This is a genomic window from Priestia megaterium (assembly GCF_046599315.1).
Taxonomy (GTDB): domain Bacteria; phylum Bacillota; class Bacilli; order Bacillales; family Bacillaceae_H; genus Priestia; species Priestia megaterium_F.
Genome location: NZ_JBKIKC010000017.1, coordinates 34,812 through 48,236, shown reverse-complemented (window position 1 = coordinate 48,236; position 13,425 = coordinate 34,812). Strand labels below are relative to the sequence as shown.

Annotated in this window: 11 protein-coding genes; 7 read left to right on the top strand and 4 right to left on the bottom strand. The window is 32.4% G+C overall.

Features of this window, described 5'->3' with window-relative positions; all coding sequences use genetic code 11:
- Window positions 1-26: 26 nt before the first annotated feature.
- Window positions 27-1,463 (bottom strand): four-carbon acid sugar kinase family protein, encoded by a 1,437-nt coding sequence (locus tag ACLHDF_RS27455; RefSeq protein WP_413921632.1) that lies wholly within the window; start codon window positions 1,461-1,463, stop codon window positions 27-29.
- 3 nt (window positions 1,464-1,466) lie between these two features.
- A complete protein-coding gene (gene garR / locus ACLHDF_RS27450) occupies window positions 1,467-2,360 on the bottom strand; it encodes a 2-hydroxy-3-oxopropionate reductase (protein ID WP_413921631.1) in 894 nt (297 codons plus the stop codon).
- A 241-nt stretch (window positions 2,361-2,601) separates the two neighbouring features.
- On the opposite strand from garR, the gene ACLHDF_RS27445 reads away from it, so the two are divergent.
- The 3 genes from ACLHDF_RS27445 to ACLHDF_RS27435 all read left to right on the top strand — a co-directional run bounded on the left by ACLHDF_RS27445 (window position 2,602) and on the right by ACLHDF_RS27435 (window position 7,139).
- On the top strand, window positions 2,602-3,237 hold the full coding sequence (locus tag ACLHDF_RS27445; RefSeq protein ID WP_413921630.1) for a GntR family transcriptional regulator: 636 nt from the start codon (window positions 2,602-2,604) through the stop codon (window positions 3,235-3,237).
- A gap of 485 nt (window positions 3,238-3,722) precedes the next feature.
- A complete protein-coding gene (locus ACLHDF_RS27440) occupies window positions 3,723-4,991 on the top strand; it encodes an MFS transporter (RefSeq protein ID WP_413921629.1) in 1,269 nt (422 codons plus the stop codon).
- Between the two features lie 1,023 nt (window positions 4,992-6,014).
- Window positions 6,015-7,139, top strand: a complete 1,125-nt coding sequence (locus ACLHDF_RS27435; RefSeq protein WP_413921628.1) for a response regulator — start codon at window positions 6,015-6,017, stop codon at window positions 7,137-7,139.
- Between the two features lie 203 nt (window positions 7,140-7,342).
- Here the strand turns inward: ACLHDF_RS27435 and ACLHDF_RS27430 are convergent, their stop codons facing one another.
- Window positions 7,343-10,384, bottom strand: coding sequence for an ATP-binding protein (locus ACLHDF_RS27430; RefSeq protein WP_413921667.1), 3,042 nt, complete (start codon window positions 10,382-10,384; stop codon window positions 7,343-7,345).
- 705 nt (window positions 10,385-11,089) lie between these two features.
- Here ACLHDF_RS27430 and ACLHDF_RS27425 point away from each other — a divergent pair.
- The 4 genes from ACLHDF_RS27425 to ACLHDF_RS27410 all read left to right on the top strand — a co-directional run bounded on the left by ACLHDF_RS27425 (window position 11,090) and on the right by ACLHDF_RS27410 (window position 12,750).
- A complete protein-coding gene (locus ACLHDF_RS27425) occupies window positions 11,090-11,260 on the top strand; it encodes an anti-repressor SinI family protein (protein ID WP_413921627.1) in 171 nt (56 codons plus the stop codon).
- Window positions 11,261-11,344: 84 nt separating this feature from the next.
- Entirely contained in the window at window positions 11,345-11,695 is a 351-nt protein-coding gene (locus tag ACLHDF_RS27420; protein ID WP_413921626.1) for a hypothetical protein, read from the top strand.
- A gap of 495 nt (window positions 11,696-12,190) precedes the next feature.
- A complete protein-coding gene (locus ACLHDF_RS27415; RefSeq protein ID WP_413921625.1) occupies window positions 12,191-12,322 on the top strand; it encodes a hypothetical protein in 132 nt (43 codons plus the stop codon).
- A gap of 281 nt (window positions 12,323-12,603) precedes the next feature.
- Window positions 12,604-12,750, top strand: coding sequence for an anti-repressor SinI family protein (locus ACLHDF_RS27410; protein WP_413921624.1), 147 nt, complete (start codon window positions 12,604-12,606; stop codon window positions 12,748-12,750).
- Window positions 12,751-13,016: 266 nt separating this feature from the next.
- On the opposite strand, the gene ACLHDF_RS27405 is transcribed toward ACLHDF_RS27410, so the two are convergent.
- On the bottom strand, window positions 13,017-13,205 hold the full coding sequence (locus ACLHDF_RS27405) for a hypothetical protein (RefSeq protein ID WP_413921623.1): 189 nt from the start codon (window positions 13,203-13,205) through the stop codon (window positions 13,017-13,019).
- Window positions 13,206-13,425: the final 220 nt, after the last annotated feature.

Genomic DNA, 13,425 nt, shown 5'->3' with positions numbered 1-13,425 from the left:
TTTTTTATAAAAGATAAAAGTTACTTTCACCAATTATTTAAAGTTTGAGTAACCTCTTTTAAATCACTTTTCGTACCAACATTCCCCGGAAAAATTACATAAGACATGTCTGGATACTTACTTTCATTTCCTAATCTCCATACAGGAATCCCCGGTCTAATCTGTCCAGCTACAGTAGCGCGTTTTACCTTCAAGCCCTTCGTTCCAACATCACTTGAAGTTATACCACCTTTTGCAATTAAAAAATTCGGTCTAACTTGTAATCGGGTGACAATACTTGTAACAGCATCCGAAATAGCTACAGATAATTTTAATTCTTCTTCTTTTTTGTTTTCACCAAGGTCGAGTCGCTCTCTGCTTGTATAAACGGCAACTGTTCGGCCAGAGCGAATTAAGGATTCAGTCATTTCGATAACTCTCTCACATTCCTTTTGGAATTGATCTGGATGTAAAACTAGATGACTATTAAACTCAATAAATTCGATTTCATTTAATTTTTTCAGCTCTTCAAGCTGCTCGGTAGTCTTTTTAACATGGGAACCGATAATTATTAAGCCACCATTCCCTGTTTCTTGCTCAACTAATTCTTCTCTAGTTAGTAGTGCTTTATCAGTAACTCCTCCAATGACTTTTGGAAGTGCAGCTGCACTTCTAAACAGAAAGTTCTTTCCTTGGTTCACGGCTTGTACTAAGGCGATGGTAAATATTTTTACATCAACTTCATCTACAGCATTTACAACTACTTTATTAAAATGGTTTACCTGAACAAGCTGTTCAACCATTTCTTCTATATTTAGTGAACGCAACTGTTCAATGGAGATATACAATGTATTCTTGGCTTTATATTCTCCATTTGATTTTTCTTCAATCCATTCACCTAAATCTGACTTTGAATAGCCAAATGTACGGTCTTTTGCAAATTCTGTTTCGCCTGCTGGGATAAGTTCTTGACCATACTGTACATAATGAATATTGTTAACAGTTAGGCGTCCTCCCTCTTTAAAAAAAGGTAGTATTACTTCTCCATCCACCATCATTTCAGAATCCAATTCAATTGTTTCCTTTAAAACGCTTGTTTCTAATGGATAATGCCCTCTAAGAGTTGAATCCCCACGGCTTATAATTATAAATTCTCGATTTAGTTTAGAGGACACTGATAAAATATTTGTGGCAATTTCTTTGTGCGCTTTTTCAGTTTCCTCAGCTGTAAAGCCTCTCGAATTTGTTAAGATAAAGAACATCGGCTGTTTTTCTTTAAATCCTTTTTCAATGCTTTCCACAGACCAATCAGTAAATACAGATATATCATGTACAGTTTGAACGCCTGTAGGATCGTCGTCTAGAACAATAATTTTTTTATTTAAACTGTTTAACGCATCTTCCAATAATACATCTACATCCTGACAATTGACCTTTGGAAGAGATTCTAGGAATTCTATAGGTAATCTAAGATTTTCGTTCATATCTTAACCCCTCTTTACTTCAACATTTGCTAGTTTTTCATAATATCTCACAATACTACCGTGATCATCATTTATTTTCCCATCTACCTTTAAAGAATGAAAAATTTCCAGTAATTGGCTGGATAAAGGAAGTGGTACACCAATTTCATGAGCTGTTTCCATCACATTTGTAATGTCTTTTAAGTTGATTGCAATACTACCACCAGCAATAAAATTTCTGTCAAGAATCATTGGTACCTTTGCGTCGAGCACTGCACTTCCTGCAAGCCCCCCTCGGATCGCTTGGTACATTTTTTCAATATCAATACCTGCTTTTGCTGCTAGGACAAGGGCTTCAGACATTGCGGCAATGTTAAGGTTTACAATTATTTGATTAGCTAGTTTCGCTGTCACTCCGCAACCATTATCACCAACTAAAGTAACTTCTTTTCCCATACCATAAAAAACAGATTTAACGCTTTCAAAAACCGGTTCCTTACCACCAACCATTATAGCTAAGGTGCCATCGATAGCTTTAGGCTCGCCACCACTTACAGGTGCATCAAGCATTTCTACACCCTTTTTCATAACTACTGTTGCAAGCTCTCGTGAAACGTCAGGAGTAATGGAACTCATATCAATGATTATCGAACCTTTTTTTGCTCCTTCTAATACTCCATTTTCACCCAAAATCACTTCTTTTACATGTTTAGAAGCAGGTAACATGGTAATAATAACATCGCTTCTTTCCGCAACTTCTTTAGGGGAATTTGCAGCAACTGCACCAGCCTCTACTAGACTGTTTACTGCCTCTTCATTAAGATCAAAAACAGTTAGTGAATTTCCTGCCTTAATAAGATTTAAGGACATTGGTTTACCCATTATCCCTAGTCCAATAAAACCAACAGTGTGTTCCATTTTTATTCCTCCTTGATATATTAGCTTAGTATATTTAGCTCTTATAAATTAAGCTGCTTCCACGTTTATGAATCAACGTGCTTCGAGTGGAATCGCTTTCAATTAACGATTACAATTTTTATTGTACACATAGTTTTTATTTTTGTATACAATAAAATAAAAATGTATACAAAAAAATTAAAATTGTATTCTATATTTTTGGGGTAAAGTTTGGTAAGATACATTTAGTTAGTAAAGGGATATGGAGGTAAAAATTGTGTTTAAAAGTGATCGTTCTCGTCCTGCTGCCCGTCAATCTTATGAAATCATCCGTGATAGGATCTTAAATGGGGAATTATCTGCTGGTACCAAAATTGTTGAAGAGAAAATAGCAGCTGAATTAGGTGTTAGTAGAACACCCGTAAGGGAATCCATTCGGAAACTGGAATATGAAGGACTTATTGTAAACAAAAAAGTGGTCAAGCCCACTGAAAAAGACTTGAGAAATATGTTTCAAGTCCGCATTTTATTAGAGGGTTATTCGGCTCAATGTGCTGCATCCTATCTAAATGAAAATGAGCTCAATTCTTTATATGAATGTGTTGAGATGGGAAAAATTGGGGATATTGAAGAAATTATGATTGCTAACGAGCGTTTCCATGAGATTATTGTTAATGCTAGTAATAATCCAGTCATGATCGATATTATTGACCGCATGCAGTCTACAATTTACCTTTTTCGAAAAACAGTTGTTTTCTATCAACGTCCTCATTTAATTGATGAACATGAGCAAATTTATCAAGCAATTAAAGCCAGAGATGGTCAAAAAGCAGAATTACTGATGAAAAACCATCTAGAGGCTGATTTAAACTTTTGTTTGCATTTAATAGGTAATTAGGCCATCTATTTACATGATTTAGCATAGCTTAAGAATACACCTTCCTACTTATTGAAAGGTGTATTCCTATAAGAAAATGGTTAAAATATTTTCTTGTAAAAGTACTAAGCAACTTCTGATGCTCTTATTAGTGATCTTAACGTGTTTTTGGAACCAGCCTCAGTAATCTGGTCTTAGATAATGGTATAAAGTATGAGAAATACAGAAAAATAAGTTATATTTCAGCCTACTAGCACACCGTTATCCCAATTCATTCTTTTTGCTTCTACTTTAATCCAGAAACCTTTTTATTGGTTTAAATTAAATGCCCATTTTGATAAGTTTAACTTATTATTTAGTTTCGCCCTTTTGTACAAATGGCTAGGGGCATCAAATAATCCTCATTCTGTTAGCCTGCCAATCCCACGTGTATTACGGACTATGAAACGCCTTCCAAATTCTAACTTATCAAAGCTTGGACATCATACAAGAAAGGATACATCAAAATGAATAAACAGGAAAGTGGATACAGATGGGTGGTTTTTGGCACCGCCTTATTGGCTTACTATTTAATTGTGAGTCAAAGAACAGCTCCAGGGCTCATTACCGAACAATTAATGAAAGATTTTCATGTTTCAGCGTCTGTTATAGGTTTTATGACTAGTATACAATTTTTAGCTTATGCGGGTCTTCAAATCCCCGTTGGTTTATTATCTGACAGATATGGCCCTAATCGTTTTCTCATTATAGGCGCGGTTCTTACTGGGATAGGCAGCCTTATCTATAGCCTTTCTCCTAACGAATACATTTTAATTTTCTCTCGACTCTTAGTTGGAATGGGAGATTCTATGATTTTTGTTAACTTGGTTTTAATTTTGAGTCAATGGTTTAAAGGCAACGAATTCGTAAAATTATTAGGGTTAATTGGATTGGTAGGAAGTCTTGGTTCCCTATCAGCTACCGTGCCTTTATCCATATGGATTTCATTTTCAGGTTGGAGGGTTCCATTTCTTAACATAGGAATTATTTTAATAGTAGTATCCTACCTTCTTTATATTGTTCTCGTGTCAAAACCTAAACAATTATTTAAAGAGAATGCTAAAACAACTAAAAGCTCTGTTGAAATACGAGAAGGCGTATGGGTGATACTGCGTAGAATGGTCACTACTCGTCAAGCGTGGGCAACGTTTCTTTGCCATTTTGGAGTAGTCGGTACCTATATCGGATTTATTGGTTCTTGGGGAGTTCCATATGGAATGAACGTGTTCAATTTACCTCGTGCGGAGGCAAGTCAACTTATTATGTATGGTCTTTTCGGAGCCATGATTGGTGGACCTTTAATCAGTTGGATATCAAGTAGGTCAAATTCCGTTAAAAAAATCTATTCTCTTGTTCATATTGTTGTAGTATTTAGCTGGGTTGGGTTATTACTATCTGGTGTAAAACCTTCGTTTATTTTAGTAGTGATTTTACTTTTTATTATCGGTTTTGGAAACGGAGCAAGCGCTTTAACATTCGCAGTAGTGCGTAAATCATTTCCTATGAAAGAAGTGGGAGTTGTATCAGGGTTTGCTAATATGGGTGGATTTTTGAGTGCCGTTTTATTGCCTATTATCTTTGGAAATGTACTAGACCTGTTTCCTCAGCAGTCATTAAATGCTGGTTACCATTATGCGTTTATAATTCCTATCCTTTTTTCTATGATGGGAGTGTTAGGCGTCTTACTAATTAAAGAAGAACAGAAAGAAGAGCAAAGCGTTTTAAGTGCTTCTTAGTACATTTAACATCGCAAACAAACGCCTTACATTTACTCTTTAGGCGTTTGTTGTTTTGGTATTTTTTTAAACGGTCACCCAATCCCTATCTCTCCAGTCAAAGCCTGGCTGTTAAAAGGTGCTTTGCCCCCTGTCTCAAAGATAGGATACATTCCCATGCAAAGCTTCTGATACAAAACTAAAAATCTAATAAAAGGGGACTCGAATGAGTCCTCTTTTATGCATTTCTCTTTCTACTATTTCATTAAAACCGTTCGTAAAAGCATATTTATTTCGTAGGACGTTCTTAATTCGTTTCTAAACTTAAACGAACAATAAAAACGATAGATTTCTAATATAAAAGAAAAGTCCGTAAACATATGCTTTTACGGACACATAATCCAATTCTGTTTTAAAACGTTAAAGGAATAAGGTTAATAGTTTTCTTTGAATCATTAAAATTACTTTAACGTCATCAAAACATAAAAAGTAAATTAATAATTTTTATGGATGAATTCACTTTTTATTACATTTTAAGTGTGTTTTATTGTTTCATTAAACTTTCTAGATTATAATGGAAACTGCAAACGCGATTATTTTTCTTTTAACTTGCTTTTCTTCATAAAGCAAGTCTTTTTATTTATCATTCTAGAATTTAAGAGCTGAATGCAACTTGAACTATGTCAATTCATTTCATCGGTACTTATATTAAGTTCTACAAGAAGGATATTGAAGGACGGTAATAAACATAAGAGCAAACTTAATTAGGTATCGCTCTTAGCAAGCATAATTTGTTCATTAAATAAAAAAAACACTTTTTATAGATAAAAGCTATCAAATATATATGCTCAATATGCAGAGAAACGATCTCTGGTGAAATTAACTTTGGTTTTATCAACAACTGTTATTTGATGCAAATTTCAGCGATCTAGTAATTTTTTTTATTGGTTTTCGTAAAGCCTCTATAAAAACGTAATTATCCCTTTGTGACTTACCTTTTGATATACAACCCTAATAAATAATCAATTTGGTGGTGAAGTATGTATGATCAAAGTAATTATAGTAGACAATGAAGAACTGGCCCTCGAGTTTATAAAGAGGAAATTAAATGAATTTGAGGAAATAGAGGTAGTAGCAACCTATACAGACTCAAAAGACCTCATAGAAAAGCTACAGCTTCTAGAATTTGATGTAGCTTTTTTAGATATTGAAATGGGGGAGGTAAGTGGGATTGATTTAGCTGAGCAGTTAATTAATTTTAACAGAGATATTCAAATTGTTTTTGTAACAGCTTATCAAGATTATGCTATCCAAGCATTTGAGTTGAATTCAGTCGACTACTTATTAAAACCCGTAATTAAGGGTCGACTTGTTAAAACGATTAAAAGACTAGAAAATAAAAAAATACACCAAAATCTTAAACCTAGGGAAAAGGTAAAAAGAGAAGACGTTTTCTCAATTGATTCATTAGGCAATCTATCAGTTACTTTTTTAGGAAGCATAATTAAGTGGAAAACAGCTAAAGTTAAAGAGTTATTTGCTTATTTATTGACCCATCAAGGTTCTTACGTCGACCGCGATATTCTACTTAATCAACTTTGGCCAGGATTCGATTATAAAAAGGCAAAGGTTTATCTACATACCTCAATGTCCTATTTGCGCCAATTACTAAAAGAATATGGCTATCCAAAGGCTATAACCTTTCAGGATAATAAATATAAACTTACATTAGATAAATTCACATGGGATATACAACTACTTGATTCCATAGAGACAATAAACCCGATTACATCGCCATCGCATGTTGAAAAAATAAAAAACCTCCAGAAGGCCTATAAAGGAGATTACTTACAAAATGAAGGGTACCTTTGGGTTAATGATAGAGCAAAAATGATAAGGAAGAAGTATATGAGGATCCTAGAACTATTATGTAATTATTACCATGATCATAATAAACAGCATGATTGCATAGAAACCCTTGAACAGCTAATTACATACAATCCTTATTCTGAAACATATATTCGGCAATTGATGACTATCCATATCGAATTAGGGAACCGTATAGAAGCAATTAATATATATCAAGATTTTAAGAAAAGATTGGATAAAGAGCTAGGGATTCTTCCAGATAAATTGACGTTATCATTATATTCATCTGTATTATCCTAAGGAATATTTGGACTATTTTATATATAGAGATTCTAGGACGGTCATTTATATTTTAAATATTTTACCCCTTGGATATAAGGTAGAGTAATATTCAAAGGGTAAAACGAAATGATTAAAATGATTAGATAAAGAAATCTTGATAGACAGTAAAGTTAGGTTACCAAAAAGAAATGTTATAGAAAATAATTTATGAATGAACGAATTTAGGTAGTAATTTGAAATGAGAACGTTGTTCCCCCATTGGGTAAACTTTCTACTCTAAGTCCATTGCCATACATTTGATTTAAGCGTTTATTTATGTTTACAATTCCTACTCCCTTCCTATTTTCTTGAGAATGTATGAAAAGAGAGTCTAAAACCTCTTTTTTCATTCCAATACCGTTATCTCTTACTTTAACTATTACCTCATCCCCAAAATAAGAGATACTAATTACTATTTCCCCTTCTCTCGATCCGTTTAAAAAACCATGATTAATTGCATTTTCAACTAAGGGCTGGATGGTTAACGGAGGGATAAAGGTTTCTTCTAAAACATCCTCAACTTTATAGACTACCTTAAAACGTCCTTTAAAACGTTCGTTCATAATAAACACGTAGGATTTAACAAGGTCTAGCTCATCATTAATTGGAATTGTTTGATTAATATTATTAAAGCTATAGCTCATTTGTAAATAATTACAGAAAGCTTCAAGTAACTCCCTCGTTTGCTCAGGGTCAATTTCTATGAGCATTGAGATAGTATTTAATGTATTAAAGAGGAAGTGAGGTTTAATTTGTGCTTGGAGCCAGGCGGCTTCTAATCGTACCTGTTCATTAATTGATTGCTTTAAACTAATCAGCACTTGTACCCTGGCCCTTAATTCTGTCGCATCTACTGGCTTAACCACATAGTCATTAGCACCTGAAAGGAAGCCTGTGTAAATATCTTGTGGCTGATTGCGAGCAGTGAGTAATAAAATTGGAAGCTCTGAGACCGAATAATATTGGCGAATTTTTTTTGTTAATTCGTAGCCAGACATATTTGGCATCATTACATCAGAAATAATTAAATCCCATTGCTTATCAAGCAATGATAAGACAGCTTGTCCACTGGTGACCGTTGTTAGCTCGTATTCAAACAAAATGCTTTTTAAAACTGTTATATTGACCGGATCATCGTCAACAATAATGATTTTGGGCTTATCAATTTTTTGTTTATCTTGGTTTTCAATAGCAACATTGACTTTTATTATTTCATTAATAATAGGAGAAGATTTCATAGCTCCCTTTGCCCGTTGCATAGACAATGGTAAAGTAAAGGAAAAGGTTGCTCCTTCTCCAGTAGTGGATTGAACTGATAAATCGCCACCATGCATCTCAACAAGTTGTTTACAGATGCTTAAACCAAGTCCTATTCCTCCACTCTCATTATAATGAGATATCTCTCCTTGTTCATAGGGAAGAAAAATTCTTGATTGATCCTCTCTATCAATCCCAATTCCATTGTCCTTTATTGAGACGACCGCGTAATTGCCACGTTTTCTAACGCTAATTTTAATTTCACCTTCGTCTGTAAACTTAACTGCGTTATGAAGTAAATTAAATAAAATTTGTATTAGCCTGTTTTCATCAGCAAAAACAGGGTGAAATTTATCAGGTATTTCAACTTTAATACTAAGAGGTTTTTCGTTTGCCATAATCGTTTGCATCTCCACAACTCTTTCAATAATGTTACGAAGATTAATCGGCTCTTTATTTAAAGATATTTCCTGTTGTTTTATTTTTGTAATATCAATTAAATCATTTAATAAATAAGACATTCTTCTTCCTACAGTTGTTAGCAAATTTAGATATTTTTTACTCTCCATGGTTAGGTTTTCTTCTTCCTTCATAAGGATACTTTGAGCAATATTAACCATTACATGAAGTGGGTTTCGTAATTCATGAGAAGTATTTGCTAAAAATTGATCTTTTGTGACATGTTCCTTTTGAAGTTGGTCAACAAGTAAGACATTTTCATCACTCGTTCGAAAAAAGCGAATGACGCAATACGTTGAAAAAAGTAGACATGCCATAATTAAATCGAATGGATAAAAATCTGGATCAAAAACGATCGCCCTTTCATATGGCATTAGGTCTACATGTGCTCTTAACGTAGACCATAAAATACTTGACCCTAAACTAATTGCTGCAAGTAAAAGGAACAGTGACCCCTTTTCACCTATTACAATTACCCGAATAATCAATATTGGAATAATAGTAAATGAGGTAATGAGAACAACAAATAATAGTAAAGACCATTCCCTTATTATAGGAGCCGAGGATATTAAAACAAATAAACTATATACTGCACATAGGATTATATAAAAATTAATAAGCCGGTTTAATTTCTTTGAAGGAAACAGTTCCCTAAAAAAAAGGAGAAAGAAGACTGATAATCCCGTATAGGAGAAATAGGCTAATTTTACTGTTAATTGATAATTAAGAGTTATCCAAGTTGCTAGAAAGCGATCGTCGCTGATTAGAACAGATAGTGTTGAAAAGAAGCAGGCAATTGAAAAGAAGAGAGCAGCCTTCATTTTCGGCTTTAATAAAAATAAAATTGTTGCATAAAGACCGTGAAATGCAATGAAAAGTGCGACAACTAATTGTAGTGTTAGTATAAAATAATGATTACTTCTAATTGCTTGCTCCGTTCCAAATTGTATTGCTTTTTGAATACCACTTTTATATGATTCACTTGTCATTTTATAGGTGATCAGAAGGTGAATAACCCCTTTTTCATTAGGACTAACGCTCGCAATGGAAGGAATGCCAATTGAACTATTTATGTCTCTTCCCAGTAAACTTTCTTGTTTAACTAATTTACCGTTGGAATAAAGTTTGAATGGAGATTGAATCTGACGAATTTTTAATGCGTATTGAATACTTTTGTCAGGCACGTAAATTGTTAACTCATATGTCCCATATTCCACCCCTCTCTTATTCCCCTTTCTAATAGTGGGTACAAGCAATTGTTCCTGTTTATTAAATTTCATTTTTTTTAGGTCTACTGGTGTTAAAAGACTACCAGGGTAAAACGTCCAATTCCCATTTAGTAAATAAATATTATGGTCTGAAAATTTAGAAGCAGAGAAATCGATTACGCCATCCCTTACTAATGGTTGGTCAGAATAGAATGAGTTTTGGAACCACACAAGACGAAAGGACGTTATAATTACTAAAAAAATAAAAATAATAATAATAAATCTTAGTTTTTTCTTCATCACAGCTAATAACCTCATTTTTCTTTATTAAGCAACAGTTTATAAAAAACTGAAATAAACTAGATATACTATATCACAATTGAACTGGTAAAAAAGTAAATTATTACAAATTCTATTAAAGTGAAAGAAAAGCCTTCATATGAGAATTGAATAGGGATAAGCACGTGAGGTTTTAGAGTGTAACAGAAGGAGTAAAATCAATAAGTCTCCTATATTGGATTTATATAGAGGATACTCCTTTATAAATCCAGAGTATTCTTGATTTAATCTACCGTCCTTATTTTTAAGCAACAATAAAATTTGAAAATAAATATATGATTACTATCCCTTGACATTGCTATCAACTTTTATTAGTAAATTGTAAGTATTATGTAAGAGATTTTTAAGAGGGATACTATAGAATTATATATGGATAAATTTACTCAGGGTATTTAATTTATCGGAAGATATAAAAAGTCATAGTACGAACTATGTGAAGAAAGATAATTCCTCACATTTCGGTAAACATGAATTGTTGAAGAACTATTCTTTACATTTTCTGCATCTTTAATTTATTAACCAACCAATTTTGTTTGCTGTTCAGGGCTTATTCAAGTAGATTTAGAAAAAACTTCAAGAATAAATATGAACTTTTAGAGAATAATTTTATAACGTTGGAAGGATAGACTTCCACTTTATAGTCATAGAATAAAGGGGCTAGTGAGTATGAATAAAATAAAAACATGTAAAAAAGTAAACGAAGAGTGGATTGATTTGATGAGAGAAGCATATAAACTAGGTTTGTCTTGTCAAGAGGTAAAAGAATTTTTAAAAAGCAGGCGTTTAAATCAAAAGACTACAGATAAGTCAAATGGTATTGTACATGATAGGATCTAAAAAGTAAGCTTTAACCTTTTTTGTACAATCTAAAATCAAATTAGTAAATATTCATATTTACAAGAAAGCGCAAGGGGAATTTCAATGAGTTTACAGGGAGAAGTAAAGATCCGTATTTTAATTGATAGTGGAGATCTGTTAAAAGAATTTGAGAGTGCTTACCGTTCACTAGTGAAAATGTATATTGAATCAACTACTATCGCAGTTAGGATCCTGAGATTCGAAAAAGGTGATAATCATCTTATAATTTTATTTGAATGTAATGATATCCCCCTATCTTATTTTTATCCTCTGAATGAACAAGATAATGAAATAAGGAAATCGAAGGAATATGAACTAAAAATTGCTCAATCTCTATTTGAATTTTGGTCACACTGGTTAATTAAAACTTTCTTTATAGAAGAGTTAAGTCTACTTAATCCACGGGTTTATTAATACTTATATAAATTCATAAGGGTAGGATGGATTACTACAAAAAGGATCCTTACTTAGAGCCTTTTTATTATGAGTTAAAACCCATTATAGGAGCCTAGGCCTTATTTTATATACAGTTTAAAATCAGAACAAATCCATCTCTGCCCAATCAAAAGAGATGTTTATTTCTATTTGTCTAATCATAGTCGTGGGTGACTGTATCGAGACTTCTTATACAGTTTGCAAATTTTATCAGTAACTTATTTATATAAAAGTAGAGTCGATTCGTTTTGTTACACACGTGTAAATTTTCTCTTTAGAAAATATTTCTAATTATTATGCTTTATTTATAGTATTCAATCATATTTTCTACGTGCAATAAAGATGTATGTAATATGTAACTTTAAAAACTCGCTTTTAAACAAAATATGCTTTTTTTTATGTCTATAAAATGTTTCAATTAAGTAAGAAATTTATAATTATCATACTAAATTAATAAAAGGAGGGAAGAATATATTGGATAAAAAGGAAAAAGAGTCTCTTCCTCCAGAATGGTTGGATTTAGCAAAAGAGGCGGTGGAATTGAATGTTTCTCAAGAAGACTTTAAAAAATTTCTTGCTCAGCATGCAGAAAAAGGAAAAAAGTAGTTGGTTAATTCAACTGCTTTTTTCTTTTTTCTATGTTCAGATTAAAAATAGCTTAAAGAAACTCATATACGGTATTCATACATTATAACTTTTTATTATTAAGTCTTTCGACAGAATATTACATATCTGTGGAATATTTATTTGATATTATTAGTTTATTAATAATAGCTAATCTACTAAGGAAAATAAGAACCATTTGAAAAATAAGGCATAAAGTTGTGGGTCTAAAGTTTACCACTTCGCTGAATAAGCTAACCAATGAAAGAAAGGAGGAAATAAGATTGAATGGTGTTACAAATCGGGATAAAAGCATAGACAAAGAGTGGATTGAATTAATGCAGGAAGCATATAAACTAGGCCTCTCGCCTAAAGAAGTAAAAGAATTTCTATATACTCAGGCAGGTTTTATTGCCAAAGGGAAAAAATAAGCCTCCCTTAAAGAAATGAAAAAGGATTTTACAATTTGGCTTGTGGGTTCATTGGATAATTAGGAGTTTTCACAGAGAAATTAAAACTGTTTAATATCTGAATTTATCCCTTGCTCATTTATAATGATATAAGATGATATACTTTTAAGGGAGTGCAAGGTTAAAAGGTGTTTTAAATTTTTATAAGGCACAGATATGGTATGACTAACTTGACCACATGTAACTTTGGAGAAAGGGTACTTTTCTGAATAGAGAAGTACCTTTTTTTATTCTTTATCGTTTCTTGGCACAGCTTTAGAAACCATAGGAACGTCTCCAGTATAATACTTGTACGGATAAGGATAAGAAGGCTTAGTAGACTTTGTTACAAACTCTTTCTCAGTTTCATTTAGTTCAGCTTCATCTATATTATTCTCTAATATCTGTTCTAAATCATTTGATTGATTATCGCCCATATAGAATTCCTCCTTTTAATTAAACAATGATCATTAAGAATAAGATTTTTTAATAACACGGATATAAATACTATTTTCATTTTATACTTTCCTATCCCTTTCCTGCATTTAGTATACATTTCAAAGCAATATTTATTACTTTTTTGAAATTGTGAAGGGTTTATTTATACCTATAAAATCCCTTATGTAAACTGAAAATATATATATGATACAAGATAAA

Excerpts from the sequence above, each read along its gene's own strand:
- ACLHDF_RS27440 (WP_413921629.1), top strand. The coding sequence starts at position 3,723 with ATGAATAAACAGGAAAGTGGATACAGATGGGTGGTTTTTGGCACCGCC.
- garR (WP_413921631.1), bottom strand. The coding sequence starts at position 2,360 with ATGGAACACACTGTTGGTTTTATTGGACTAGGGATAATGGGTAAACCA.
- ACLHDF_RS27445 (WP_413921630.1), top strand. The coding sequence starts at position 2,602 with ATGGAGGTAAAAATTGTGTTTAAAAGTGATCGTTCTCGTCCTGCTGCC.
- ACLHDF_RS27430 (WP_413921667.1), bottom strand. The coding sequence starts at position 10,384 with ATGAAGAAAAAACTAAGATTTATTATTATTATTTTTATTTTTTTAGTA.
- ACLHDF_RS27420 (WP_413921626.1), top strand. The coding sequence starts at position 11,345 with ATGAGTTTACAGGGAGAAGTAAAGATCCGTATTTTAATTGATAGTGGA.
- ACLHDF_RS27435 (WP_413921628.1), top strand. The coding sequence starts at position 6,015 with ATGATCAAAGTAATTATAGTAGACAATGAAGAACTGGCCCTCGAGTTT.
- ACLHDF_RS27425 (WP_413921627.1), top strand. The coding sequence starts at position 11,090 with ATGAATAAAATAAAAACATGTAAAAAAGTAAACGAAGAGTGGATTGAT.
- ACLHDF_RS27455 (WP_413921632.1), bottom strand. The coding sequence starts at position 1,463 with ATGAACGAAAATCTTAGATTACCTATAGAATTCCTAGAATCTCTTCCA.
- ACLHDF_RS27405 (WP_413921623.1), bottom strand. The coding sequence starts at position 13,205 with ATGGGCGATAATCAATCAAATGATTTAGAACAGATATTAGAGAATAAT.